At 41.4% G+C, this 24,713-nt stretch carries 28 protein-coding genes; 19 read left to right on the top strand and 9 right to left on the bottom strand.

Annotated features, from left to right (window positions below):
- Positions 1–26: 26 nt before the first annotated feature.
- The 4 genes from gspG (at position 27) to HYI04_RS04700 (ending at position 2,629) form a co-directional block, all read left to right on the top strand.
- Complete coding sequence (gspG, locus tag HYI04_RS04715; protein WP_004692650.1) at positions 27–464, top strand: type II secretion system major pseudopilin GspG; 438 nt, start codon at positions 27–29, stop codon at positions 462–464.
- A gap of 282 nt (positions 465–746) precedes the next feature.
- Complete coding sequence (locus HYI04_RS04710) at positions 747–1,082, top strand: hypothetical protein (protein WP_125274169.1); 336 nt, start codon at positions 747–749, stop codon at positions 1,080–1,082.
- A 77-nt stretch (positions 1,083–1,159) separates the two neighbouring features.
- Positions 1,160–2,092 (top strand): IS5-like element ISAjo1 family transposase, encoded by a 933-nt coding sequence (locus HYI04_RS04705; protein ID WP_125274168.1) that lies wholly within the window; start codon positions 1,160–1,162, stop codon positions 2,090–2,092.
- Between the two features lie 198 nt (positions 2,093–2,290).
- Positions 2,291–2,629, top strand: a complete 339-nt coding sequence (locus HYI04_RS04700; protein WP_062035119.1) for a tRNA-binding protein — start codon at positions 2,291–2,293, stop codon at positions 2,627–2,629.
- A gap of 66 nt (positions 2,630–2,695) precedes the next feature.
- On the opposite strand, the gene lnt is transcribed toward HYI04_RS04700, so the two are convergent.
- Positions 2,696–4,255: an apolipoprotein N-acyltransferase gene (gene lnt / locus HYI04_RS04695; RefSeq protein WP_178895919.1), complete on the bottom strand. Its 1,560-nt coding sequence runs from the start codon at positions 4,253–4,255 to the stop codon at positions 2,696–2,698.
- Positions 4,252–5,091, bottom strand: a complete 840-nt coding sequence (locus HYI04_RS04690) for an HlyC/CorC family transporter (protein ID WP_004978829.1) — start codon at positions 5,089–5,091, stop codon at positions 4,252–4,254. Before HYI04_RS04690 ends, lnt begins: the two co-directional genes overlap by 4 nt.
- A 212-nt stretch (positions 5,092–5,303) precedes the next feature.
- Between HYI04_RS04690 and tusA the strand changes: the two genes are divergently transcribed.
- Entirely contained in the window at positions 5,304–5,561 is a 258-nt protein-coding gene (gene tusA / locus HYI04_RS04685) for a sulfurtransferase TusA (RefSeq protein ID WP_004692640.1), read from the top strand.
- 72 nt (positions 5,562–5,633) lie between these two features.
- Entirely contained in the window at positions 5,634–6,161 is a 528-nt protein-coding gene (locus HYI04_RS04680) for a hypothetical protein (protein ID WP_159152970.1), read from the top strand.
- 152 nt (positions 6,162–6,313) lie between these two features.
- Here the strand turns inward: HYI04_RS04680 and HYI04_RS04675 are convergent, their stop codons facing one another.
- Positions 6,314–8,026, bottom strand: a complete 1,713-nt coding sequence (locus HYI04_RS04675; RefSeq protein ID WP_004692627.1) for an electron transfer flavoprotein-ubiquinone oxidoreductase — start codon at positions 8,024–8,026, stop codon at positions 6,314–6,316.
- 191 nt (positions 8,027–8,217) lie between these two features.
- On the opposite strand from HYI04_RS04675, the gene HYI04_RS04670 reads away from it, so the two are divergent.
- The 5 genes from HYI04_RS04670 to HYI04_RS04650 all read left to right on the top strand — a co-directional run bounded on the left by HYI04_RS04670 (position 8,218) and on the right by HYI04_RS04650 (position 12,652).
- Entirely contained in the window at positions 8,218–8,829 is a 612-nt protein-coding gene (locus HYI04_RS04670; protein ID WP_178895918.1) for a DUF1285 domain-containing protein, read from the top strand.
- Between the two features lie 47 nt (positions 8,830–8,876).
- Positions 8,877–9,746, top strand: coding sequence for a glutamate racemase (gene murI / locus HYI04_RS04665; protein ID WP_178895917.1), 870 nt, complete (start codon positions 8,877–8,879; stop codon positions 9,744–9,746).
- Positions 9,747–9,877: 131 nt separating this feature from the next.
- Entirely contained in the window at positions 9,878–10,903 is a 1,026-nt protein-coding gene (locus HYI04_RS04660) for a DUF4062 domain-containing protein (protein WP_005400906.1), read from the top strand.
- Between the two features lie 69 nt (positions 10,904–10,972).
- Positions 10,973–11,995, top strand: a complete 1,023-nt coding sequence (gene hemH, locus HYI04_RS04655) for a ferrochelatase (protein WP_159152973.1) — start codon at positions 10,973–10,975, stop codon at positions 11,993–11,995.
- A gap of 12 nt (positions 11,996–12,007) precedes the next feature.
- Positions 12,008–12,652, top strand: coding sequence for an MBL fold metallo-hydrolase (locus tag HYI04_RS04650; RefSeq protein ID WP_004978841.1), 645 nt, complete (start codon positions 12,008–12,010; stop codon positions 12,650–12,652).
- A 396-nt stretch (positions 12,653–13,048) separates the two neighbouring features.
- On the opposite strand, the gene HYI04_RS04645 is transcribed toward HYI04_RS04650, so the two are convergent.
- The gene (locus HYI04_RS04645) at positions 13,049–13,222 is read right to left on the bottom strand and encodes a DNA gyrase inhibitor YacG (RefSeq protein WP_004692619.1); all 174 of its coding nucleotides are present in this window, start codon (positions 13,220–13,222) and stop codon (positions 13,049–13,051) included.
- A gap of 85 nt (positions 13,223–13,307) precedes the next feature.
- Here HYI04_RS04645 and HYI04_RS04640 point away from each other — a divergent pair, with 85 nt between their 5' ends.
- From HYI04_RS04640 to HYI04_RS04630, 3 genes are read left to right on the top strand one after another with little or no spacing between them, the layout of a single operon-like run.
- Positions 13,308–13,967: an SAM-dependent methyltransferase gene (locus HYI04_RS04640; protein ID WP_171519354.1), complete on the top strand. Its 660-nt coding sequence runs from the start codon at positions 13,308–13,310 to the stop codon at positions 13,965–13,967.
- 3 nt (positions 13,968–13,970) lie between these two features.
- Complete coding sequence (locus HYI04_RS04635) at positions 13,971–15,182, top strand: TIGR03862 family flavoprotein (RefSeq protein ID WP_159152977.1); 1,212 nt, start codon at positions 13,971–13,973, stop codon at positions 15,180–15,182.
- A gap of 58 nt (positions 15,183–15,240) precedes the next feature.
- Positions 15,241–15,651, top strand: a complete 411-nt coding sequence (locus HYI04_RS04630; protein WP_159152998.1) for a GFA family protein — start codon at positions 15,241–15,243, stop codon at positions 15,649–15,651.
- 58 nt (positions 15,652–15,709) lie between these two features.
- Here HYI04_RS04630 and HYI04_RS04625 read toward each other — a convergent pair whose 3' ends face one another.
- Entirely contained in the window at positions 15,710–16,270 is a 561-nt protein-coding gene (locus tag HYI04_RS04625; RefSeq protein ID WP_159152978.1) for a hypothetical protein, read from the bottom strand.
- 12 nt (positions 16,271–16,282) lie between these two features.
- A complete protein-coding gene (locus HYI04_RS04620) occupies positions 16,283–17,062 on the bottom strand; it encodes a class I SAM-dependent methyltransferase (protein ID WP_159152979.1) in 780 nt (259 codons plus the stop codon).
- 122 nt (positions 17,063–17,184) lie between these two features.
- Between HYI04_RS04620 and HYI04_RS04615 the strand changes: the two genes are divergently transcribed.
- The 3 genes from HYI04_RS04615 to HYI04_RS04605 all read left to right on the top strand — a co-directional run bounded on the left by HYI04_RS04615 (position 17,185) and on the right by HYI04_RS04605 (position 19,866).
- Complete coding sequence (locus HYI04_RS04615) at positions 17,185–18,471, top strand: hypothetical protein (RefSeq protein WP_171519353.1); 1,287 nt, start codon at positions 17,185–17,187, stop codon at positions 18,469–18,471.
- A gap of 120 nt (positions 18,472–18,591) precedes the next feature.
- Complete coding sequence (locus HYI04_RS04610; RefSeq protein ID WP_159152981.1) at positions 18,592–18,786, top strand: hypothetical protein; 195 nt, start codon at positions 18,592–18,594, stop codon at positions 18,784–18,786.
- A 123-nt stretch (positions 18,787–18,909) separates the two neighbouring features.
- Positions 18,910–19,866, top strand: coding sequence for a 2-hydroxyacid dehydrogenase (locus tag HYI04_RS04605; RefSeq protein WP_159152982.1), 957 nt, complete (start codon positions 18,910–18,912; stop codon positions 19,864–19,866).
- A gap of 50 nt (positions 19,867–19,916) precedes the next feature.
- Here HYI04_RS04605 and HYI04_RS04600 read toward each other — a convergent pair whose 3' ends face one another.
- The 3 genes from HYI04_RS04600 to HYI04_RS04590 form a co-directional block, all read right to left on the bottom strand.
- Complete coding sequence (locus HYI04_RS04600; RefSeq protein ID WP_159152983.1) at positions 19,917–20,480, bottom strand: hypothetical protein; 564 nt, start codon at positions 20,478–20,480, stop codon at positions 19,917–19,919.
- 169 nt (positions 20,481–20,649) lie between these two features.
- A complete protein-coding gene (locus tag HYI04_RS04595) occupies positions 20,650–21,171 on the bottom strand; it encodes a hypothetical protein (RefSeq protein ID WP_159152984.1) in 522 nt (173 codons plus the stop codon).
- A gap of 299 nt (positions 21,172–21,470) precedes the next feature.
- A complete protein-coding gene (locus HYI04_RS04590) occupies positions 21,471–21,860 on the bottom strand; it encodes a hypothetical protein (RefSeq protein ID WP_178895916.1) in 390 nt (129 codons plus the stop codon).
- Between the two features lie 325 nt (positions 21,861–22,185).
- Here HYI04_RS04590 and HYI04_RS04585 point away from each other — a divergent pair, with 325 nt between their 5' ends.
- Both HYI04_RS04585 and HYI04_RS04580 read left to right on the top strand, forming a co-directional pair.
- Entirely contained in the window at positions 22,186–23,133 is a 948-nt protein-coding gene (locus tag HYI04_RS04585) for a retron St85 family RNA-directed DNA polymerase (RefSeq protein ID WP_159152985.1), read from the top strand.
- A gap of 1 nt (position 23,134) precedes the next feature.
- Entirely contained in the window at positions 23,135–24,598 is a 1,464-nt protein-coding gene (locus tag HYI04_RS04580) for an AAA family ATPase (protein ID WP_178895915.1), read from the top strand.
- The last annotated feature ends 115 nt before the right edge of the window (positions 24,599–24,713 follow it).

The raw sequence follows: 24,713 nt of genomic DNA, 5'->3' as shown, positions 1-24,713 counted from the left end.
AATATAAGATGGAAGAGAAAATTCACATGCAATCAAAAATCTATAGACGCCAAGCTTCAGGCTTTACCTTAATTGAAGTCATGGTGGTGATTGTTATTTTAGGTGTGTTGGCAGCCTTAATTGTACCCAATGTGATGGGACGTGGTGAAAAAGCTAAAGTGGATACCACTGTCATTACCCTCAAGGGTGTTGCTGCGGCATTGGATCAATATAAATTGGACAATGGTAAATATCCTTCGATGCAAGAGGGTGGACTCGACGCTTTGGTGAATAAGCCTGAGTCTGCAAAAAATTGGTTGCCAGGCGGTTATGTGAAAGGTGGATATCCGAAAGATAGTTGGGACAATGACATTCAATATGTTACACCTGGGAGCGATGGACGACCATTTGATTTATATTCTTTTGGTGCGGATGGTCAACAAGGTGGTGAAGAAACCGATGCTGATATTCAGTATCAACCTTAATTGAGAATTATTATATATTGGGTTTAATTGAATATATCATTACAGTGCATAGGTTATGTCAATGTGGACTGTAATGATAATACATCTTAATTTAAAATTAATATCTAAGATTATGATTTTAAAATATTAAATATAATAAGTATCAGCTGAGATTATAATAAGAATTATTCCCATATTTGTTGATTACAAATAATGTAAATTATGGATAAAAATAGGCTTTTTATTTATTTAAATCCTTGCATAATGTTCTCAATGGCAACTGATTTGCCTGAGGAGAATAGAATGAAAGCATTAACCTTGTTGGATGAAATGAGCCAATTCCATTGGTCGATGCTCAAATCTGTTCTTTTGATTTTGAGTATGCTTCCTGTTGCTCAAGGTGTTTTAAGTGTGTGGCAGTCGACTGAAGGCAGCAGCCAAATTATGGTGGGTTTCTTTGCAATCAGTCTGTTCAGCACATGGGCGGTTTTGAGCTTTTGGTCTGCGTTAAAAGCAACCGTACTCACACTCGATCAAGTACAGATTACAGCATTAGAACAAAAAGTGGTCATGTTCTACCGTTATACCCCGATGCTCTTTTTAGCCGGTATGGTGTCCTATTTGGTCGGTCAAATTTAATACTGACATTTATAGTTGTGATAGGCTTTGTTGCACAAAGCTATTCTTAAAGGCTTCTTCAGCAATATAATTTCCAAATGAAGAAGCCTGCATCTAAAATTTATCGCACAACGAATTGGTCCTCTTATAACCAAGCTCTAATCAAGCGAGGAAATATTTCAACTTGGTTCGATCCTCAGACTAAATGGTATGCTCAGCCACAGGCTAAGCATGGAAGAAATCAAACTTATTCTGATATAGCAATTCAGTGCTGTTTGATGATCAAATCTATCTTTCGACTTTCTTTGCGTATGGTCACAGGCTTTGTGCAAAGCCTAATTCAGCTCAGTGGGTTAAGTTGGACAGCACCAGATTATTCCACACTTTGCAGACGACAAAAGCAGATTGATATTGCGATCAGCTATCAAAAAAGTCATGAAGGATTACATCTATTGATAGACTCAACTGGCCTTAAGTTTTTAGGCGAAGGTGAATGGAAACGTAAGAAACATCAGCCTGAATATCGTCGGCAATGGCGTAAATTGCATATTGGTATAGATGCTAGAACCTTGCAAATACGAGCTGTACAGCTGACAACAAATAATGTCAGTGATTCGCAAGTCCTTGGAGATTTACTTGATCAAATCCCATTGGATGAGCAGATTGATTCAGTCTATACAGACGGGGCTTATGACACAAAACAATGCCGTCAGGTCATTGCAGATCGGCAAGCGTATGCAGTGATTCCACCCAGAAAAAATGCAAAGCCTTGGAAAGATAACAAAGTTCATTCGCGAGAGCGAAATGAATTACTTCGAACAGTTAAACGTTTCGGCAGGACACTATGGAAAAAATGGTCAGGCTATCATCGGCGGAGTTTGGTCGAAACCAAGATGCATTGCATCAAATTATTGGGGGATAAACTCAGTGCGAGAAACTTTCAAAGCCAAGTCAATGAAATGCATGCACGTGTGGCAGTATTAAATAAATTTAGGGAGTTAGGTCGACCTCTCACCCAAGTTGTCACTTGAATTTGAGTAGAACAGGGTAAATTTAACTTTTAAATCTTTATGCAACAAAGCTGTTGTGATAAAAAACCGAGCACATACGCTCGGTTTTTTATTGCGTCATGAAGAATGGCGGAAAGATAGGATCGCTTGTCTGTTTCGTTGTATGTGATCCTCGTGTTCGCTCCCTATACTGTAGAAAATATAAATATAGAGTGAAATATGGAACAGATTGATTGGGCGGATTTTTTAAAAGTCGAGCTCCGAGTCGGGCGTATTATTCAGGCCGAAGTGTTTGGGCAAGCACGTAAGCCCGCTTATATTTTACATGTCGACTTTGGTCATGAAATTGGCATTAAGAAATCGAGTGCGCAGATTACTGAGCGTTATCAACCTGAACTGTTATTGGGTAAATTGGTGGTGGCAGTGGTTAACTTTCCAAACAAACAAATTGGTCCCATCCAGTCTGAGTGCTTAGTGACTGGCTTTCATGATTCAGACGCAGGCGTGGTACTTTGTGTGCCTGATACAGATGTTCCAGTAGGTACCAAGCTACTATAATTGAAAAAGAAAAACCCAAGCTCAGCTTGGGTTTTTCTTTGGAACAGTCTGATCCAACAATAGCAACTATCGACGAGACTTAAACGATACATCGACTTTACGTGGACGATAGATCCAGCCCAAGATCAGTAAAAAAACTGAGAAACCTAAAATTGGCCAGTCACTTAAACGGGTATATAGCGTTTGACCTTGCATAGCAGGCAGTTCGCCGCGAAGCACGGTTGCCACATCTTGTGGGGCACGTTTTACGATATGCCCTTGATGGTCAATAAACGCCGTCACGCCTGTATTGGTGGCACGGATAAACCAGCGTCCATTTTCTTTGGCACGCATTTGAACCATCTGTAAATGTTGTAAAGGGCCTGCAGTTCCCGTAAACCATGCATCGTTGGAAACTGTCACCAAGAAATCACTTTGGCTGGCATTACGACGTGTTAAGTTTGGATAAGCTACTTCATAGCAAATGGCCGCGCCTAAATGCTGCTGATGAATAGAAAGCGGTTGTTGCTGTTGTTCACCACGTGAAAAACTACTCATCGACGGATCATTCTGCATGGCAGGCAACACCCATTTCAGTAAACCGGATAGTGGAATATATTCACCAAAAGGCACTAAACGTTGCTTTTTATAGAGTCCTTCGGATTCAGCACCATTGGCCATAATACTGTTGTAGTACAGTGGTCGACCTGCCGCTTCAGAGCCTGAAATATCCCAGTATGGAATACCGGTGACCCATGCTGTGTTGGTTTTCTTGGCTTGTGCCGTCATTGCAGCTAAAAAGGGTTCGATATCACTCTGGAACATCGGAATAGAGGATTCAGGCCAAACAATGAGGTCTCGTCCCCATTCTGTTTTGGTTAAATCAGCATAGATTCCAAGTGTTTTTAGTTGATACTCAGTGAGCCATTTTAAGTCTTGTGGGATATTGCCCTGAATTAAAGAAACCGATAATGGTGGGGTATTTTTTGCGGAGACGAATTCAATTTTTGATGCGCCCCATGCGCCAAGGACCAATAAAGCAGAGGGGATGATCCAGAAGACGCGGCGGTTTAAAACTTCGACCAGTGCGCAGGCCAACACCAAGACTACAAACGATACCCCGAAGATACCAAATAATGGTGCATAACTATCCAGTAAACGTTCGGTAAAGGCATAGCCTGCAAACAGCCATGGGAAGCCTGTGAAGACCCAGGTTTTTGCCCATTCAAAAAGCACCCAAAGCGGAGCGAATGTTAGTGGCGTTTCAGGGAAAAAACGGCGGTAAATAAAGCTTTGGACAGCCGTGAATAAGCCCATGACCAAGGCCATAATGCCGATCATACCGACACTTAAGGCACTGTTGGTATCGCCATAGACATGGATGGAAGTGTAGAGCCAAAAAGCCCCCACGAACCATAGGCCAAAACCATAGGCCCAACCAATACCAAAGGCCTGCTTTGCACTGCGCCTGCGTAAAGTCGCATAGAGCAGTGCAGGGGATAAGATTGCCAACCACCAATAATGATAAGGGGCGAGTGCAAAACTAAAGACAGCCCCTGAAAATAAGGCAATTAGAAGCGGATAAATTAAAGGTAACTGTTTTTGTTGTGGATTGGGGGTTAACAGTTTGTCAAAGTAAGCTCTCATTTACGAACGGCTCGAATCAGATGAATAGAACGTGCATCTGCTTCTACAATGGTAAATTCCCAATTTTCAAGATCAATCACCTGACCTTGTAAATCACTCACTAAACCAATTTCTTGAAGCAATAAACCGCCCACAGTTTCAACCTCATCATCAGAAAAGTCTGCATCTAAAAGATTGTTAAAGTGTTCGATTGGTGTAAGTGCTTGAACCAGCCACGTATTTGCTGTCGTAGGGTCATTGTCGGGAATAATATATTCCGCTTCTTCATCGATCTTGTCGTGTTCATCTTCAATTTCACCGACGATCTCTTCCAAAATATCTTCTAACGTCACTAAACCTGAGGTCGTGCCATATTCATCAATCACCACCGCAATGTGCGTTTGGGTGTTTTTCAACATGCGAAGCACTTGGTCTGAGCGTGCGCTTTCAGGTACATATAAAGGTTGGCGCATCAGCGCACGTATATCCACTTTATTGTTTGGTTCAGTCAAGAAAGGCAATAAGTCTTTGGCCAATAAAATGCCAACGACATTGTCTGGTTGATCTGATGAAAAGACAGGGAAACGTGAATGTGCCGACTCAACCAAGGTATGCAAAATGTCGAGTAACTCATCATCTTCTTGTAGGCTGATCATCGATGTACGCGGTGTCATGACCTCGCGGACTTTGGTTGCTGGAAGGTCTAATACGCCTTCTAACATCGCAACAGTGTCGGGTTCTAAAAAACGACGTGAATCTTGAACTAACTTTAACAGTTCATCGCGAGTTTCTGGCGCGGTACCTAACCATTTGCGTAAGCCACGCATTCCCCACGACGGGCCTGATTCCTCGTGCATGATCTTTCCTAAAGACTCTTAATATCTAAAAAACTTAATTTTATCATACCGTAGAAAACACAGTTGTCTATTGTAATTAAGCAGTGATTGCATGAATGATTAGATCAATACTTTTAAATACGAGGTTCATCTGCCATCAAGCTATGCAAACAGATATGCGAAATGGGCAGTTGTGTTAAAATTGGCAAGTTTTTAAATTTTTGAGTTTATATATGTCTGATTTGGAAGTGAGCCCAAGCATCCAATTAAACACCCGTGGTTTACGCTGTCCAGAGCCTGTGATGATGTTGCATCAAGCCATTCGCAAGTCTAAATCGGGAGATGTAGTGGAGGTGTTTGCAACGGACAATTCAACTTCATGGGATATTCCTAAATTTTGTATGCATCTTGGGCATGAACTTTTGCTGCAAGAAGAGCGCTTAGACGAAAATGGCAATAAAGAATTTCATTATTTAGTTAAAAAGGGTTAGGACATTTGTCTTAGCCTTTTAAAATGTACTTGAGTAAAGAAAAAGAAATCAAGTTCATCCAAGGAAATCAGAATGAAAAGAATAAATATGTTCTTATGGGCTCATATTTTTGCATTATTTTGTTCAATTTCTTGGGCAAAATCTTGTGAAGTTCCTGTAGGCACGATGAATGTTGCAGGTTTAAAAATTGGACAGCATATTCGTGAATTTCAACAGCATCATCCCACCGCAAAAACGGTTATTTTAGGGGGCGATAATTATCAGTTTGAATTTGCACAAGGTGTGGATACACAAATTAAAAAAGCAGGTGTGAGCTGGGTTCAGCATATTCGTTACGATCCGCATTCTAAAATGATTATTTCATACAGTTTAAGTTTTCTAGATGGGCCGCTTGCGACGTATGAAACGGATTTAGATGTTTTTAAAAGTCGAGTATTAAAACGCTTTCAGGTGGCGCAAAACGGCTGGAAACAAGCTGAAAATAAATATGTCTATCAGTGTGACGATTATCGGATTGAAATTTATCAAGATCATGGGGTTGGGCATACTGCGATAGGGCCAACGGTGATGGTTTTTAGCAGAAAGTCAGATGCCTATTAATTAAAAAAATCCCTTCAGTGCTGAAGGGATTTTTTTAATCTAAAAGAGATCACTTACTCGAAAATGCGCCTCAGCGCAAGCCCGTTTTAACATTACATATTCGGGTATGAGACACGGTTAGCAAAGCAACCGCTTTGCCGTGTCGTAAGGAATTACATATTCGGGTAATTCGGACCACCACCACCTTCAGGAGTTACCCAAGTAATGTTCTGAGATGGATCTTTAATATCACACGTTTTACAGTGCACACAGTTAGCCGCGTTAATTTGGAAACGCTTAGAACCATCATTCTCTTCCATAATTTCATAAACACCAGCAGGGCAGTAGCGCTGAGCTGGCTCGTCCCATTTTGGTAAGTTTACATTTACAGGAATAGAAGCATCAGTCAGTTTCAAGTGTGCTGGCTGATTTTCTTCATGCACGGTATTCGATACAAATACTGAAGATAAACGGTCAAAGGTCAACTTACCATCTGGTTTTGGATAGTTCGGTTTCACTGTTGCTGCATCTACAGTTTTCAGTGTGCTGAAGTCAGGCACTAAGTCATGCAGTGTAAACGGGACTTTAAACACATTTTGGTCGATGAAGTTAAATGCACCACCACCGAACGTGCCAAATTTGTGCATTGCTGGACCAAAGTTACGAGAACGATATAACTCTTCTTTTAACCAGCTGTTGTTGAACTTGTCTGTGTAAGCGGTTAACTCTTTTGCAAAGAAGTCTTCACCTTCAAGCACACGTGCAATGGCAAGGTCACCACCTTTTTCAACGCCAGCTTGAATCGCTTCGAATACCGCTTCGCCACACAACATGCCAGATTTCATGGCAGTGTGAGAGCCTTTAATTTTAGCGAAGTTTAGGAAGCCTGCATCATCACCAATTAAAGAACCACCTGGGAAGGTGAACTTCGGCAGAGAGTTGAAACCGCCTTTGACAACAGCACGTGCGCCATAAGAAATACGCTTACCGCCTTCAAGATATTGCTTAATCAGTGGATGCGTTTTCCAGCGTTGCATTTCTGCAAATGGATACATGTGTGGGTTTTCGTAAGATAAATCTACGATCATACCCAAAGTAACTTGGTTGTTTTCAGCGTGATATAACCACCAACCACCAGAAGAACCGGTTTCAGCTAGAGGCCAACCTGCACCGTGCATCACCAAACCTGGTTTGTGTTTTGCAGGGTCAATTTCCCATAGTTCTTTGATGCCGATACCATAGTGTTGAGGGTCTGCATCTTTATCGAGATCAAACTTGGCAATCAGGCGCTTACCTAAATGACCACGACAGCCTTCCGCAAAAATCGTGTATTTGGCATGTAGTTCATAGCCCGGGGTAAAGTTATGTGTTGGTTCACCATCTTTACCAATCCCCATATCACCGGTTTGGATGCCTTTAACGGTACCATCGGCATGATAAAGAATTTCAGATGCAGCAAAACCTGGGAAAATAGAAACTTCTAATTCTTCAGCTTTTTGGCCTAACCAACGCACCACGTTACCGAGTGAAATCACATAGTTGCCATCATTATGCATGGTTTTAGGAACCATCCAGTGTGGCGCTTCTTGTGACTTTTCAGCAGACATTAAGAAATATGTTTTATCTTCAGTTACTGGAACATTTAAAGGCGCGCCTTCTTCTTTCCAGTTAGGGAACAACTCATTGATCGCACGCGGTTCGAGCACAGCACCTGAAAGGATATGCGCACCAACTTCAGAGCCTTTTTCTACGACACAAACGGACAGATCATTAAGGTTGTTTTCAATTGCAAGTTGACGAATTTTAATCGCAGCAGAAAGGCCAGCAGGGCCTGCGCCAACGATGACTACGTCAAACTCCATCGATTCACGTTCGATGTGTTCCATGTAGGACTCCTCATATGGTTAAAGGTGGCAACCGTTTTGACTCAAAGAACGGTGCTGCCATGAGTGTTCTTAGTTCCCAGACACAAAATTTATCATCGTGTCTTTTATATTGTGAGCTAGTATAGGTTTAAACCGAGTTCTAGCCAATTGGCTGAATCATATTATTTTTCCGTCAGACAGGCATGAATTTTATGGATAAGCAGCACAACTCAGCAAATCCGACGAAAAAAGTAGCTATTGCTGATAATAAAAACTTAACGGATATTGCACAATACATAAAAGGTGGACAGTCCGGTCACAAAAGGTCAATCCCCCCTTTAGATCAATGGCACCCAAAGCATTGTGGCACAATGGATTTGAAGGTTTTAGCCAATGGAGAATGGTGGCACGAAGGTCAATTGATCAAACGCCAAGCCATGATTGAGCTGTTTGCAACGGTACTTTGGAAAGAAGAAGATAAGTTTTATCTCAAAACTCCGGTCGAGCAGATTGAAATCGAGGTTGAAGATGAGCCTTTATTTGTCAATCAGGTCGATCAAGTCGAAATTGCAGGAAAAATCTACCTACAACTGACCACGACCACGCATGATGTGGTGATTGTTGATGAAGACCATCCCATTTTTATGCGTGCCTTCCAAGGGGAGCTACGTCCTTATGTGCATGTTCGTTTTGGCATCAATGCACTGATTCAGCGTGCTGCTTTTTTTCATTTGGTGGAAATGGGTGAGCTAAGGGACGATGCGGAAGGTCAAGCCAAACTGAGCTTACAAAGTGGTGATTTGCTATTGCAATTAGGCACCTGAGGTTTAAGCTTGATTGATCTTTTAACTTTATACTGCAACGAGTCCTCATGAGTGCCATTCAGCCCTTATTTCCTCTGATCAACCCCATGCCAAAAGCGACAGCCGATGCGCCAATCGGGATATTTGATTCGGGAATAGGCGGTTTATCCATCGCTCAAGAAATTGCCAAGCATTTACCACATGAACGATTCATTTATTTTGCCGATACCGCACATGTGCCTTATGGGCCGCGCGATGATCAAAATATTCGAGAATTGACTGCGCAAGCGATTGAGTGGCTTTACCGCAAAGGCTGTAAAGTTGCAGTTGTGGCCTGTAATACCGCTTCAGCCTTTAGTTTGGATTATTTACGCGAGCACTATGGCGACAACTTCCCGATTATCGGCCTTGTTCCTGCCCTAAAACCTGCGGTATTGCAAAGCAAATCCAAAACCGTGGCTGTTCTAGCCACTCCTGCGACCTTTCGCGGGCAGTTGATTAAAGACGTCGTTGATAAATTCGCACAGCCTTCGGGAGTCACGGTGATTCCAGTGACCTGCTTAGATTTAGTGCCTTTTGTTGAGAGCGGCGCGCAGATGAGTGCGGCATGTTTAGCCACGTTAAAAGATATTTTACAACCCGTTGTTGATCAGGGTGCAGATTACTTAGTTTTAGGCTGTACCCATTACCCTTTTTTGAAAATAGCGATACAATCTATTTTTGGTCAGAAACTGACATTAATTGACTCTGGACTGGCAGTTGCACGACAAACAGCCCGTATTTTAATCAAAAATGAGTTATTATTTGAACAAAATCATGATGGTGATGTTCGAATTAAATGTTATGTCAGTGGAAATAATGCAGAAAGTTTGAGACCTATCTTACAACTTTTGCTTGAACCAGAACTAAATTGGACTATTTCAAACATATCTGATTAATTTTTAAACAAATAAATCGAGTATTTTGATATATAGTCAAAAATTGCAACCTAATATGCTTGAGTTAGTCGCAGTGTCTATCTAATGGAATTTGGGGGATGGGATGCTGCGAAGAATAATGAGGATAACCGATGCTCGATAAGCGTTATCAAGTGTTTATAACCACGTCTGGAAGCGAGATGCAACCAGAGCGGATCATTTTGGCCCAAACTTTAGTGGGCATGGGATTTTTTTCTTGGGGATTAGAACAACGGACACCACTTTCAACGGCTTTTGCACGTCGTCAGATTGATGACTGTGACTACGTCATATTGTTGCTGGGCAGCAAATATGGCGAACAGTCCGTGTCAGGGGTGGGATATATGCACCTTGAATACATTTATGCGGTCACCAAACAAAAGCCGATTATTGTATTTATGCATGATGATCCTGATGCACGTGAGTTATGTTTACATGACGACAAAGCTGAGCTGCGTGAAAAATTCAAAGAGTTTAGAAAACTACTCCAAAACGAAGTCGATCAGGTTTTCACTTATCGCACCATGCGTGACTTGGAAATGGCCGTTCGCTTGAATATGACGCAGATGCTGGAGCGCTATCCTGTGTCCGGTTGGGTACGTCCGCAGAATACCCAAGTGTTGCATGACGAAATTGATAAACTCAAAGCCAAATTGGTGCAACTGGAAACTGAAGCGGGTAAACGTGAAGTCGATCCATTTTTGTCTTTACCCAAAGTGGCTATGCATGAATTTTTTGCCTTTGATTATCGGATGCATGCCTATCAAGATGGCAACTTCAAAGAGTTAAAAATTCAAAAGCAGATGACTTGGGCGCAATTACTGTCGGTTTTGGGGACAACCTTTATTCACCCCACTCCTGAAGAGTATTTCTCCAAACGCATAAATGAGTATTTAAACGAAACTGGTTTGAATGATGCGCGTCTAGAAATGCCTCGTGCCCATGCTGTTGCACGCTCGCAAATTAATATTCGTGCTTTGCACAGTATTAAAATGCAAATGCGTCAAAATGATTGGATTGTTCAGTCGGGTCGAGATGATCGTCAGCGCATGCTTTGGCAGTTGACCCCGAAGGCGACTAAACTTTTGGATAGTAATTTATTGGAAAAGGATCGGCCTTTTCAATTTCAATCTTCGTAGTTATCCATTTAGATAATGAACTGAAAACTGTTACAGTAGAGACATTCGAAAACGAGCCACGAGGGCTGAATGTCTACTGCAACAAAAGCAAAAGTTACTGTTATTTTGGCAAATTTGGGAACGCCTGATGCACCGACAGCTTCAGCAGTGCGTCGCTTTTTGGATCAGTTTTTGTCAGACCAGCGAGTGATTGAAATTCCCAAACCGCTTTGGCAGATTATTCTCCGTTTATTTATTTTGCCGTTTCGCCCAAAACGCGTTGCCCATGCGTATGAGATGGTGTGGGGCAGCGATTCTCCAATGCGAGAAATTTTGCTGACTCAAGTGGCCGCGTTACAACAGCAGTTGATTTTGCAATACCCTGAGTTTGAGCTGAATATCGTCCCTGCGATGACCTATGGCAATCCAGGCATTCAGCCCTTGCTTGCTGAGTTGAGTCAAAACCCGCAAGATCATATTGTACTTTTTCCTTTGTTTCCGCAATACTCGGCAACATCCAGCGCGCCTTTATATGATGCTTTTGCGAAGTGGATTCCAAAGCAGCGTAATTTGCCGGGGCTGAGCATTATTCGTGATTATTATCAGCACCCTTTATACATTCAGGCTTTGGCGCAAAGTGTGCGTGATTTCCGTGCTGAACATGGGGTGACTGAGAAGCTGTTAATGTCTTTTCATGGTATTCCACAGCCTTATGCCGATAAAGGTGATCCCTACGCAGACCGTTGCCGTATCACAGGACAGTTGGTGGCAGCCGAATTAGGCCTAGCGGAGAATGAATGGGCAATCAGTTTCCAGTCCCGCTTTGGGAAACAAGAGTGGGTGAAACCCTATACCGATGCCTTACTGACCGAATGGGCGGCGCAGGGGGTAAAATCGGTGCAAATTATGAGTCCAGCGTTTTCAGCGGATTGCTTAGAAACTTTAGAGGAACTGGCGATTCAGAATGCTGAATTGTTTTTGTCTCAAGGTGGAGAGCGGTATCAATATATTCCAGCCTTGAACAGCCGCGGAGATCATTTGCAATTGCTCAATACGCTGGTTCAGGCTAATCTTGATGCCTTAAAACAGACATTAGCCAGCAAAACGAATTGAGGTTGACACTCTATGTTGCAAGTTAAAATTGTGCCTGTAACGGCATTTCAGCAGAACTGTTCCATTGTTTGGGACAGTGACAGTAAAGAAGCAATTTTAATTGATGCAGGTGGAGAGCCTGAGAAGCTTAAAGCAGAAATCGAAGCGTTGGGTTTGACGGTAAAAGCGCTGTGGTTGACGCACGGGCATTTAGATCATGCTGGAGCAGTCGGGGCATTAAAAAAACTGTGGGATGTCCCTGTGATTGGCCCGCATAAAGAAGATGCCTTTTGGTTGGATATGATCCAAGAAGTCTCGCAGCGTTATGGTTTTCCCATTCCTGAAAAGGTAGATGTCACGACATGGCTAGAAGGTGGTGAAGTACTTAAACTGGGCAATGAAGCGTTTGAAGTACGTTTTGCCCCTGGACATACTCCGGGTCATGTGATGTTTTATAACAAAAACTATGGTTTGCTTTGGACTGGCGACGTGTTGTTTAAAGGCTCAATTGGTCGTACTGACTTTCCGCGTGGCAATCATCAGCAGCTGATTGACTCTATTCAGCGTGAATGCTTTAGCTTACCCGATGAGACGCAGTTCATTTCAGGACATGGGCCAATCAGTACCATTGGTTTTGAAAAACAACATAATCCCTTTGTGGCAGGGAAAGCAGGCTAAGCGCTTTGTGGTCTCATTGAAAAATAAAAAAGTCAGCAGCTGCTGACTTTTTTATTTGCGAAATGGATTATGCAAAATGTGTTGGGTTTCTAGAGCCAACACGATGGAGAATAAGGCTACTAATAATCCAACCGAGAGGATCAACAGATCTTGCATATAGATGCCAAAACTGAATAGACAGATCGCAAGTAAAATGCCAATTAAAACAATAGTCTTACTCAGGATGTTCATCTTATCCCCCTTTAGGATGTTATTTTTGTGACTTGATCATGCTGTGAGCATGTACCAATTTTTGGGGGAGTATAGTCGACGAATTATCCTTTTAAGCGAATATTAAGATATTAAATAATGAACAATTTCTCTTAAAATATGAAAAATATCATGAAATTAAACATATTATTCTTCTGAATTTTCTGCCTGCGGTGCATCTTGCGTTGGGAGGCGATATTCATCATTGGCCCATGCACCTAAGTCGATCAGTTTGCAGCGTTCAGAACAAAAAGGACGAAAGGCGTTGTCTTCCCATTGACTCATTTCTCCACAACGGGGACAAGGGAAAGTGTGTGGCATGATCGACTCCAGATAAAATTTTCGGATTGAAATAGGCAAAAACGTTGGCAGTTGTTAGACTGATGCGGTTTTTTCTTAGTTTGATCTGATTATGCCGATTCGTCAATTTCAAGCCCCGCGTATGCATGCGCCTCGTGATTTTCAAATGATCAGTCCTGATCCACTATGTGTGGAAATTGGGGCGGGCAAGGGTAAACATGCTTTATTGTTTACGGCCAATCATCCTGAGAAAAAGCTGATTGCGGTTGAGCGAACCCGTGAAAAGTTTGTGGCGATGCAGAAACAACATAGCTTAGAAGGTCAGCAGAATTTACAGCTGGTACATGCCGATGCTTTACCGTGGGTGGTACATGCCTTGCAACCGCAGCAGGTTGAACAGTTCTTTATTCTTTATCCCAACCCTGAACCGCATAATCCTGCGCAGCGCTGGTTGAATATGCCGTTTTTTGAGTTTCTGATTTCACGTTTACAAGTGGGCGGACAAATTACTTTAGCCAGCAATATTCCTGAATATATCGAAGAAGCACAGCAACAGTTGATTGAGGTGTGGAAGTTACCGTTTGTAAAAGAGCGCATCGCGGATAGTTCTGCGAGGACGCATTTTGAAATTAAATATTTAGAACGAGGCGAGCTCTGCCAACAGTTGATCATCACCAAACCTGAAGGTTATCGCACGCGTTTTGACGCGTTTCAGGCCTTGCAAGGTCAGAACCCGCAGGCGCAATCTTTGGATCAAGCTGAATAAATCATGCCAAAGCGTATTGCAATTATTGGGGCGGGCCCAGCAGGTTTGATGGCGGTAGAAGTGTTGAGCCAATATGATGTTCAGGTCGATGTGTTTGAGCAAAAACCATCTGCTGCACGTAAGTTTCTGATGGCGGGTAAAACAGGACTAAATATCTCTCATGCCGAACCTGTAGAGCAGTTTATCGGTCGCTATGATCAAGCCGAATGGTTAGCACCTTGGATTCGTAAGTGGGATGCCAACTGGATTCAGGCATGGATGAAAGGTTTAGGCATTGAGTCCTATGTCGGAACGTCTGGGCGTATTTTCCCGATTGAAATGAAAGCCGCGCCTTTATTACGTGCATGGTTGAAACGCTTGGTTGAGTCAGGCGTCAAGTTTTACTATCGTCATCAATGCCTCAGCCTCAAAGAACATACACTTGAAATTAAGTCTTTGCTTAGTGATCAAGTGCACAACCAGAGCTATGATGCCATCGTTTTGGCTTGCGGAGCAGTGTCATGGTCTCAGCTCGGTAGTGATGGAGCATGGCAAAACTGGTTGGAGGCCGATGAAATTGAGCCTTTTCAAGCCAGCAATGCTGGAGTAGAACATGAATGGTCTACCTACATGCAACCCGTTTTTGGGCAGCCACTGAAACGTATCACGGCATGGGTGGGCGATGCGGAAAAAAGTATGGGCGATATCGTCATCACCCATTATGGACTAGAAAGTGGTTTGGTCTATAAGCAAGGTCGAGCGCTGCGTGCGCAGCAAAAACAGCTCCAACCTTTAGTGTTAACGCTTGATTTACTGCCAGATGTCACGGTTCAAGAATTGGCTGTGCGTCTGAAACCCACAAAAAAGCAGTCTTTAAGTAATGTTTGGCGTAAAGCGGGTTTAGATGCAGCTAAGGCCAGTTTAGTGCGAGAGTTGGTTGCAAAAGAACACTGGAATCACCCTGAGCAACTGGCTCAGCAGATCAAGCAATTACAGATTCCTTTAACTGGTTTTCGTCCGATTGAAGAAGCCATTAGTTGTGCTGGCGGTGTGCGCCGTGAAGGCCTAAGCTCGCAGCTACAATTAAAATCCAATCCTGCCGTTTTTTTATGTGGGGAAATGTTGGACTGGGATGCACCCACAGGGGGCTACTTACTCACTGCATGTTTTGCAACCGGACGTGCCGCAGGTGAGGGCGTGATGCAGTATTTGAATGTGGCAAAAAAAACGCCGTAAGCGATGCAACTGAAAATCAGCTGTGCTAATTTGAATAAAAAATTCAAGGAGCATCATGATGTCGGATCTTCAGCAGTATGTGGGCAGCTGCCTATGCGGTGCAGTGACTTATCAAATTGATGGGCCGATTGGCGATATTATTCAATGCCATTGTCAAAAATGTCGCAAGGCCAATGGAACGGCATATGCAACCAATGCACCGATTGCTAAGGCGGATTTTAAACTGACCTCTGGTCAGGACGTTGTAAAAAAATATGCATCGAGTGCAGGCACAGAGCGTTGTTTCTGTGGCAACTGTGGTTCACCTCTTGTCAGTATTAAAGCTGACACCCCTGAGTTTTACCGTTTGCGGATCGGCACTTTAGATACCCCGTTACAGCAAAAGCCGACGCAGCATATTTTTGTGGCATCTCAAGCCGAGTGGGACAACATTTGTGATGCATTACCACAATATGCTGAACGCCCATAATTAGAATAGATATAAGTAAAAGGGATCATCGGATCCCTTTTCTTTGTCTGCGATTGAGTTAGTAGCCTGTCGACATCGTATCTTGAGCTTTAGGATACTGCGACTGCCAGTGTTCAAGCTGCTCTTGAGCATGAATGAGCTCACCGAGGCCTTTCACGTTATCATGTGGTGCTGCGGCTTTATCTTGGATGATTTTGGCTTGGTTATCCCAATATTGGTACATCAAAGTTTGAATGTAGCGCCCTTGTTCTGTTTTTAAATCCAGCTCTTTCAGCATATTCAGTGCAGACTGAATGTTGTCTTGTTTGCGTGTTTTTGCAAATTCATCTGTCAGTGTTCCTGCCTCACGCATTTTCATGAGTTCATCTTCCATTTCATCACTCATGCTACTAAAGCGCTGGTCATAGTCGACCAAGAGCGCAATATCGTGTGGATCATTGGCTGTTTTAGCAAAATTTTTGACAGGTTCGGAGCTGAGTTCTTGCAGAATTTTATCATCGCTTGAAAGCGTGTCTTGCTCAGCAGATTGATTGGCTTTGTTACAGCCTGTCAGGATTAAGCTGCCACCTAAAAGAAGCGGCAGTAGAACCTGTTTCAATGAAAGAGTATGTGGGTTCATATCGGTGTCCTATTATTCTGCTATTTTTTGAAAGTGATAGGCATAGGTGATGTAAGGAAAACTGATTTCGTCTTGTGGTTGTTTACCCGTGTACTGCTTCACAATTTTTTCAAACTGATGTTTTAAATCCTGCTGTTGTTCGAGTGGCATTGCGGCAATAAAGCTGGTCGAAAGGAGACGGTTTGAGACGACTTGTTCTACTGTACCGGTTTGCTGCTGTGCAAACTGGTGCAGGCTTTTGAGTTGAAATAAGGGTTGATGTTCAAAGACTTTTTGCCACAATCCACTATGATAACGTGGAGTCCCTCCTTCTAAAGGAGCGAGTCGTTCTGCGAGTGCATTGACCCAGTCGACTTGAGTATCGCGTTGGTTCCAGACCAAGCCCAAATGCCCTTGCGGTTTTAGGACACGGTGAATTTCCTTTAAACTGTCCAGATTGGCAAACCAGTGGAAGGCCTGCGCAGATAAAACTGCATCGATACTTTGCGATGGTAGGGGAAGATGGTCACTAAAGGCTTGTAATGTTTCGACCTGTGGATAGGCTAGTTTGAGTTGAGCTAACATTTCGGTAACAGGTTCGATGGCAGTGAGCTGTCCACTATGTGGAATCAGATAAGGCAGAAACTTTCCTGTACCCGAGGCAAGATCAATCACACGTGAATCTGCGTTTAAATGCAGTTGCTCGGTGAGCCACGCATGGATCTCTTGTGGATAACTTGGACGCACTTGTTGATAAAGTTCAGCAGCTGCGCTAAACCCGTGTTGTGCTGCAGGATGGAGTAATTGTGTCATATTTTGCGCTTTTTTATCTGCTCTGCATCTATAAAATAACACATTTGGTTCGATGAAATCGCTTATGCTGTATGGAACGAACATGACCTCACTTTATAGGAATGAAATCTCTCAGCATGGACATGGCGAAACAAATTATTTTTGAAGACGAACAGATTCGTGTCATTTTTTTACAGGGTTCATCGGACGAACTTATTTTCTCTTTTGGCGACCTGATTACCCGTGCCAAGGGAACGTCGATCAATGCAGAAAAGTCGCTAGCGAAGTTTGGCTTCAATGTGGTTGGCATTATGCCAAAACAAAAGTCATGGTTTCCAGAGTCTTCAATGTTGGCGATGTTAGAGGCGATACGCGCTTGGATTGCCCCCTTTCAAACCCGTATTGCCTATGCAGGGTCAATGGGTGGTTATGCCGCGATTAAATACTCTAAGCTGCTCCAGTTTAAGCGCGTAGTGGCCTTGGTGCCGCAGTATTCGATTGACCCTGAACAGGTGACGGATAACCGCTATAACATGTTCTATCAGCCTGAGCTGAACCATGACATGCAGGTACAGCCGAAGGATGTCTCGGCAGAGTGTGAATACATTGTTATTTATGACCCTTACTGCCCTGAAGACCGTGCGCATTATGAAAAATTACAAACGGTCGTGCCGAATCTGAATACCCTGAACTTACCTTTTACAGGGCATGATGCGATTGCGGTTTTGGCCAGTTCAGATTTGTTGCACGATTTTTTACGTCATGAGTTTGATGCGCCGTATTTTTATAAAAAAATTCGTGAAGTGAAAAAGAATAGCAAGTTTTACTACCGTAAAGTGATCGAAAACTTGTTGCCGCGTCATCGCTTTTCTTTGGGACGAATTCTGAAAAATAATGAGCTTGAGTTAGATGGTCAATTTTTTGATGCCAAGCTAAAACAAAGCATTATTCGCGAGTTACTCAGCAATCGACAAGTGAGCCAGACGGATCTACTGAAACTGGGCATTCAGGTCAACTTGCCGCAAGAAAATAGCTGTCAGTTGATGGATAGTTTTGGACATGGTTTGGTGTTCAATATGATTAGTCAAAAGATTGAAAGCTATGCACCAGATGCCATTGCGCTGAATCATAAGTTTCTGTTGCCGATCTTTGCCAAGGGTAATGGACTGGTACATATTTACTATAATGACATGCGCTATACCATCGTCATGAATGACAGACAGATCATGAAGTTGGTGCATGAACAAGCCGAGTTGAGCGCTGGAATGCATCCATTGTTAATGAAAAAATATAGTGATTATTATCTGATTAGTTATAAGCAGTTTAACTTTAGCTGTGATGAATATGGTGGCTTTGATTTGGTCGAGGATATTCCAGAAACAGCGCAGTTTTTGGTGTCAAGCGATGCTGAATCAGATGTGTTCATGTGATTTATTCATATAGGGCTTTGGTCTAAGGCCAAGCGCTTGTTTTCCGTCCTATTTGCTTTAATATGAAAGTATTGTTTATCTTTTAAACAATACGGATAAAGATCAAATAGGGTGGAAGCAATGCAAAGACATTGGTCGGCTGTATTTATAACATTACTGTTTATTTCAACATCACAAAGCGTACAGGCACAAAGTTTAGACCCAGCCTATCTGACATTCGGTGGTGGTCTCATTCTCTTACTGATCCTGACGTTTTATGTGATTAAACAGATCAGTATTTCTATTCGTATTCATCGTAATAAGCCCGTTAAATAGCGGGCTTTTTTCTGTGTGTAGCAGCTATTTTTAAGTGGTCAAGACAGTGTTTACGTTGAAAAATGGGGCTGAGTTAGTTTAAATAAGCGCTCTATCATTATGCAGAACAACTGGACGTGAGCAATGAAAGCCGTATTTTTAGATTGTGCATCCTTAGATCAAAATGATTTGGACTTTCAAGCACTGCATGCTGTTTTTGATGAGCTGATCCTTTACCCAAGTACCGACACTGAGACGCTTGTCGCTCGTGTACAAGACGCAGATGTGATTATTAGCAACAAAGTAATGCTGGATGCCGATACCCTAAAACAATGCCCTCAGTTAAAGTTGATTTTAATCTCTGCCACAGGCACCAATAATATCGATTTGCAGCAAGCCAAAGTACAAGGTGTTGTGGTGTGTAATTGTCAGGGTTATGGCACGGCAGCGGTGGCACAGCACACTTTAATGTTGATGCTTAACCTTGCAACCTCATGCTTGCAATACGACCGCGCGGTGCAGCAGGGCGAATGGAATAAAGCTTCGCAGTTTTGTCTATTGGACTACCCAATTATTGAACTTTCAGGTAAGACCTTGGGCATTTTAGGCTATGGGGAGTTAGGGCAGGCGGTGGCTAAACTCGCTGAAGCATTTGGCATGCGGGTTTTAGTGGGCAATTTGCCAAACCGTCCACATGCTGACTCAACACGAGTGGGCTTTGATGACTTGCTGGCGCAATCGGATTTTGTCAGTCTGCATTGTCCATTAACCGATGACACACGTGACCTGATCGATGCTCAAGCTTTCGCAAAAATGAAAAAAAGTGCCTTTTTAATTAATTGTGCACGGGGTGGAATTGTGAATGAAGCTGCCTTGGCAGACGCATTAAAACAGGGTGAAATTGCAGGCGCAGCAACTGATGTACTAACCGTTGAACCACCCAAAGAGGGTAATGTTTTATTGGAGGTTGGTCTGCCGAATTTAATCATTACACCACACAGTGCGTGGGGCAGTGTCGATGCACGTCAACGCATGGTGCAGCAGTTAGTGGAAAATGCTCAAGCTTTTCAAGCAGGGCAGCCAATCCGTCGGGTGAATTAAAGCAAATAATGACAACGAAAAAGCCCGTCAGATGATGGGCTTTTTTGATATTAAAGCTTAGTCACTTTAATTTCTTCTTCTGCTTGGGCTGGTGTAAAGGAAGATGGTGCTTGGGTAATCGTGGGTTCATTCACTGTTTGGGGGGTGACAGGCTGTGGAGATGAGGCTGACGGTGTTTGAACCGCAGGAGCATCTACGGGTGCTGATGACGGTTGACTTAAACTACCTTGGTAAATGGGGGCGGGTTGATCTGTTTGACCAGTAATCACTTGCTTGGTTTCATGCAGCTTTTTATTCACATTTTGGGTAACTTGCTGTCCTGTTTCTTTGGCTTGTTCTGCGGTGTTGTTGGTGATGGTTTTTGCACTGTCTAAGGCTTGGTGTGCAGAAGGGCGAATTTTTTGGATGCCTTTTTCTGTTGCTGTCCCGACTTTTTCCGCCGTGTTAATCACACCTTCTTGAGTTTTATAAGCCCAGACATGAAAGATATTGGGGTTTTTACCATAAGGTGTAATTGGCTTTTGTGCTTGCTGAGTGGTGGTTTCTGTTTGTGCCCATACACCTGCTGTTGTCATTAAAAGAGCGCAGAAGAGTGTTGTTTTCATCATGTTCATAGAGCAGTGTACCTCTTGGGCTATCGTGCATAAATCAGCGTTTTAGCATAAAGCCTCTTTGTGTGAATTTCATGTGCTTGGTTGTAAACAAGCTTAGTTTGCAAACGTATATAGCTAAAAAAAAGAGCCCAGCATGTGGGCTCTCTCAACTCTGGAGGAGTTTAACTTTCTACTTCGCGCCAACAGCAGCATCGGTCGATGAACCGACTTTGGCTTTAGCAACAGGTGTATCTAGTTCCACTTGGGCTTGCCCATTTACGTCAGCACGTTTAGGTTGACCACTGACAGCCTGCTTAGTTTCCTGCCATTTTTGTTTGGTCGCTTGTTGGCCTTGTTTCGCTTTATCCGCTATATAGTGACCACTTTTTTTGGTGTTATGCTCAACAGAGTGTTTAACGTCACCAGCCTTATCTTTTACGACAGCAGATTTTTCAGCTGAAAATTCTTTGGTGTCTTGCCATTTTTCTTTGCTGAATGCTTTGGTTTTGTCGACACCATGCTCAACCGTTTCACCTGTCGCATGCGCGGCATGTTTGACATCATGTTTTAAGTTTTGCAATACGCTTGGCTGCGAGGTTTGAACTTGAACATTGGCCGATGTATTGGCTGTGGTATTTGCGAATAGGGAAGTGGAAGCTAAAAGTGCAGTGGTTAAAGCCGAAGCGGTGAGTGTCTTTGTTAAAACTTTCATCTTTGATTTTCTACCTCTTATGACAGAACCCGATGAGGAGTTCAGAACAGCAGTCATCATAGACAGAAATGAGCTCAAAAATAGCGTTTGATATGAAAGTCGCACAATGCGGCAACAGCGCATGAACAATGGGCTGAAAATTGTGTCATTCAGTTAATTCATTAAAATTATGTAAGTTTATGCGTAGTCGTTGTTTTAAATGTAACGAGTATGAAGATTGGTGTTGAAATAAAAGATATGAAGCGAAAGGCATTTGATAGAAAGTCATCACTGATGTTGCACCAGTGATGACGATTTGCTTAGTTACATTGCGCTAAGGCTTCTTTTGCAAAGTGATTACGTAGAGCGAGGAAGTTTTTCTGAACTTCTGCATCGTGTAATTCAAATTTGGTTGCTGTGCTTGTGCCATCGAGTGCAAAGGTTGCTGAGCCGCCTGTGATGAGGATGTAGTCACGGAACGCCCACTGTTCTACGACTTTGCCTGCTTTGAGGTTACCAGTAAATTCGATGACGCATTTGTCTTCAAATTTGGTCAGTTTTGCTTTGTTATTGGTTGTGTCTGGATAGACTTCAATGTCTTGGACTTCTTGTAATACACCAGCTGTCAACTGTGGAATTGTTGGTTGAGATGTACATGCTGTAATAGAAAGGGCAGCAAAAGTAGCGAAAAGTACAGTTTTTAATTTCATAAGGTTCGTTCTTGTTGCGAGTTGTTAGGTTGAGTATAGGGAATTGGATTTGGATTGGCTATAGTTGATCATTATTAGAAAAAAATGGATAAAAAATTGTAGTAAATGAAGCTCTAGATTAATATAGAGGGGCTCTTTAGCTTTAGGACTTAACAGTCTAGTCGGGTGTTTAGCCAGACTCTAACTTATTGATGAATCACATTGGAGAACAAAAGTTTAAATTGTTCGCTCACTCTGTTCGCAAACAATTGAAACTTTTGCTCTAAAGTAAAGAGTGTTAAGCTCAGTGAAGGACACTTCCTGAGCTTTTTAATTAGGAAAAAGTATGTCAAAAGTTGATGTTATTGAATACTTAATATCTAAAAAAATTCATAATTTTGAATCTAAAAAGGAATTTTTCCTGTTTTTTGGCGAAGCACCTAAGAAATATAAAAGATATGAAATTCCTAAACGAACGTCAGGTACGCGTACTATTGCTCAGCCTATCCGTGAATTAAAAGATTATCAAAGAGCCTTAATTAAACTTTTTCAACAATACTTTCCTATACATAACTCATGTGTAGCATATGTGAAAGGAAAAGATATAAAAAAAAATGCTGAAATACATGCTAAAAATATTTATTTTTTAAAAATGGATTTTACAGAATTTTTTAATTCTATTACTCCTAAGATTTTTTGGAATGCTTGTGATAGAGCAGGAATAGAATTTGATTGGCTAGAAAAAGAGATAATAGAAAAAGCAGTTTTTTGGAAACCTAATAAATATTCAAATAAGCTTATTCTAAGTATAGGAGCACCAAGTTCACCTTTTATTTCTAATTTTATCATGTTTTCGTTTGATTGTGAAATTGCTCAATATTGCGAGGAACAAGGTATTACTTATACACGTTATGCAGACGATATGACGTTCTCAACAAATACACCTAATTCATTATTTTGTATGCCTGACACAGTAAGAAATGTATTGATTAAATTTTATGGTAACACTATAAAAATTAATCATCTGAAAACAGTTTTTTCATCTAAAAAGCATAATCGTCATGTTACAGGTATTACTATTACTAACGATGATGAGCTTTCAATAGGGAGAGCTAAAAAGCGTTATATAAAGCATTTAGTTCACAAGTTTATTGAAGAAAAAATTTCTCTTGAAGATTTAAACTATTTAAGAGGTTATCTTGGTTTTATAAAATATGTTGAACCAATTTTTTTAATAAACCTTGAGAAAAAATATACTCAGAATGTAATTCAAAGAATTCGAGTAGGGAATTGATATGAGTACACGTCATTTATTAAATAATGCACAGAATGGAAATTTTGAGGCTGCAGTTCAAGTATTTATAAATTATAGAGATGGTATATTAGGCTTTGAGAAAAATGAAGAGCAGGCACAGATAGCTTTTGAAAATATAATAAAAATTCTAAATACGAACTTTTTTTTATCTACACTAACTATTTCGAACTTCAGAAAAATTTTAGAACTAGAACTAAATCTCCATAAAAATCTAACAGTGTTAATAGGTGAAAATGGAGTTGGTAAAACGAGTTTATTAGAGTCAATTCGTAAAAATTTGATGTGGATTGCTGCTACGGCTCGTAAAGAAAATACCAATGGTGGGACTATTGATGTAGATGATGTAAATAATCTTAATAAAGATAAAGGGGCATATATAGATTGTGAGTTTCAAATAGGAAATGCTTATAAATTCAAAGGTAGGGTAGCACGCCTACCCGAAGGCATCCTTAGCGATTTAAAAAGTGATCTAGTCTCATATCGTGAAATTGGTAAGAAATTTCGCCTTTTAAATAATTATAAAAGTATTGATTTACCACTTTTTGCCTTATACGGAATTGATAGACTATCAAAAGATGCTAGAAAAGCAAAAGCATCAGATTTTGATAAACTTAGTGGATATGATGGTTCTTTAAGTTCAAAAGCGTCATTTAATGTCTTTAGTGAATGGTTGATTCGGTTATTGAAGACAGCAAATACTGTTGTTGATAATGTTGATAGTTTAAAAATTAGAAACCAAGTTGATAGTTTATTGCAAGCAGGTGCTAATAATAAAGATCATCCTTTATATGAACTATATGAAGATTTGGTATCAGTTCTGAAGTTGTATCCTAACGATCGAACAAACAATCAATCAAAAAAAGCAATTAAGTTCTTGGAAGAATTATTTAGGAAAATATATCCTGATTTAAATCATATTGAACTTGTTAATGCAGATGATGGTGAAGATAAAGTAGCTTTAAATTTAGAACGAGAAATTATCTTTTTACATCAATTTTCTGATGGACAAAGAGTTTTATTTGGATTGGTTGGTGATATAGCTCGACGATTATTGTTGCTAAATGATAATTTGGATCTACCATTTAATGGTCAAGGTATTGTTCTTATTGATGAAATAGAATTACATCTACATCCAAGTTGGCAACAAAAAATTATTCTTATCTTACGTGAATCATTTCCAAATATTCAATTTATTATGACAACGCATAGTCCTCATGTTTTATCAACGGTCGATAAAACAGAGATTAGAATTCTTAAAAATAATTTAGTTGAACAACCAAACTTGCAAACAAAAGGTGTAGCTAGTTCGGATATTCTTGAGCAAATTATGGGGACTTATTCGATTCCAATAATTGTTAAAGAAGCGATATGGGTTAATGATTATTTACGGTTTATTCAAAATAATCAGCATGAATCTGAAGAAGCTCAAAAGTTGGCAGAGTAAAACTTGAAGTGCGACATAAACCACCTAATTAATTTAAAGGGTTTATGGAGTATATAAAATTGTCATACCATCATCTTAACTTTGAAGATCGTACTGCATTAATGCTTGAGTCAAG

It is taken from the genome of Acinetobacter sp. SwsAc2, assembly GCF_013391465.1.
GTDB lineage: Bacteria > Pseudomonadota > Gammaproteobacteria > Pseudomonadales > Moraxellaceae > Acinetobacter > Acinetobacter johnsonii.
This window is presented reverse-complemented; position numbering and strand designations above follow the sequence as displayed.

Coding starts and splice junctions, on each gene's coding strand:
- HYI04_RS04580 (WP_178895915.1), top strand. CDS start 23,135: ATGAGTACACGTCATTTATTAAATAATGCACAGAATGGAAATTTTGAG.
- HYI04_RS04645 (WP_004692619.1), bottom strand. CDS start 13,222: ATGCCACACACTTTCCCTTGTCCCCGTTGTGGAGAAATGAGTCAATGG.
- HYI04_RS04615 (WP_171519353.1), top strand. CDS start 17,185: ATGGCGAAACAAATTATTTTTGAAGACGAACAGATTCGTGTCATTTTT.
- HYI04_RS04675 (WP_004692627.1), bottom strand. CDS start 8,026: ATGGAACACATCGAACGTGAATCGATGGAGTTTGACGTAGTCATCGTT.
- HYI04_RS04710 (WP_125274169.1), top strand. CDS start 747: ATGAAAGCATTAACCTTGTTGGATGAAATGAGCCAATTCCATTGGTCG.
- HYI04_RS04690 (WP_004978829.1), bottom strand. CDS start 5,091: ATGCACGAGGAATCAGGCCCGTCGTGGGGAATGCGTGGCTTACGCAAA.
- murI (WP_178895917.1), top strand. CDS start 8,877: ATGAGTGCCATTCAGCCCTTATTTCCTCTGATCAACCCCATGCCAAAA.
- HYI04_RS04660 (WP_005400906.1), top strand. CDS start 9,878: ATGCTCGATAAGCGTTATCAAGTGTTTATAACCACGTCTGGAAGCGAG.
- HYI04_RS04590 (WP_178895916.1), bottom strand. CDS start 21,860: ATGAAATTAAAAACTGTACTTTTCGCTACTTTTGCTGCCCTTTCTATT.
- HYI04_RS04635 (WP_159152977.1), top strand. CDS start 13,971: ATGCCAAAGCGTATTGCAATTATTGGGGCGGGCCCAGCAGGTTTGATG.
- HYI04_RS04625 (WP_159152978.1), bottom strand. CDS start 16,270: ATGAACCCACATACTCTTTCATTGAAACAGGTTCTACTGCCGCTTCTT.
- HYI04_RS04705 (WP_125274168.1), top strand. CDS start 1,160: ATGAAGAAGCCTGCATCTAAAATTTATCGCACAACGAATTGGTCCTCT.
- HYI04_RS04630 (WP_159152998.1), top strand. CDS start 15,241: ATGTCGGATCTTCAGCAGTATGTGGGCAGCTGCCTATGCGGTGCAGTG.
- HYI04_RS04680 (WP_159152970.1), top strand. CDS start 5,634: ATGAAAAGAATAAATATGTTCTTATGGGCTCATATTTTTGCATTATTT.
- tusA (WP_004692640.1), top strand. CDS start 5,304: ATGTCTGATTTGGAAGTGAGCCCAAGCATCCAATTAAACACCCGTGGT.
- HYI04_RS04670 (WP_178895918.1), top strand. CDS start 8,218: ATGGATAAGCAGCACAACTCAGCAAATCCGACGAAAAAAGTAGCTATT.
- HYI04_RS04595 (WP_159152984.1), bottom strand. CDS start 21,171: ATGAAAGTTTTAACAAAGACACTCACCGCTTCGGCTTTAACCACTGCA.
- HYI04_RS04585 (WP_159152985.1), top strand. CDS start 22,186: ATGTCAAAAGTTGATGTTATTGAATACTTAATATCTAAAAAAATTCAT.
- HYI04_RS04650 (WP_004978841.1), top strand. CDS start 12,008: ATGTTGCAAGTTAAAATTGTGCCTGTAACGGCATTTCAGCAGAACTGT.
- HYI04_RS04600 (WP_159152983.1), bottom strand. CDS start 20,480: ATGAACATGATGAAAACAACACTCTTCTGCGCTCTTTTAATGACAACA.
- lnt (WP_178895919.1), bottom strand. CDS start 4,255: ATGAGAGCTTACTTTGACAAACTGTTAACCCCCAATCCACAACAAAAA.
- HYI04_RS04700 (WP_062035119.1), top strand. CDS start 2,291: ATGGAACAGATTGATTGGGCGGATTTTTTAAAAGTCGAGCTCCGAGTC.
- HYI04_RS04605 (WP_159152982.1), top strand. CDS start 18,910: ATGAAAGCCGTATTTTTAGATTGTGCATCCTTAGATCAAAATGATTTG.
- HYI04_RS04620 (WP_159152979.1), bottom strand. CDS start 17,062: ATGACACAATTACTCCATCCTGCAGCACAACACGGGTTTAGCGCAGCT.
- hemH (WP_159152973.1), top strand. CDS start 10,973: ATGTCTACTGCAACAAAAGCAAAAGTTACTGTTATTTTGGCAAATTTG.
- HYI04_RS04610 (WP_159152981.1), top strand. CDS start 18,592: ATGCAAAGACATTGGTCGGCTGTATTTATAACATTACTGTTTATTTCA.
- gspG (WP_004692650.1), top strand. CDS start 27: ATGCAATCAAAAATCTATAGACGCCAAGCTTCAGGCTTTACCTTAATT.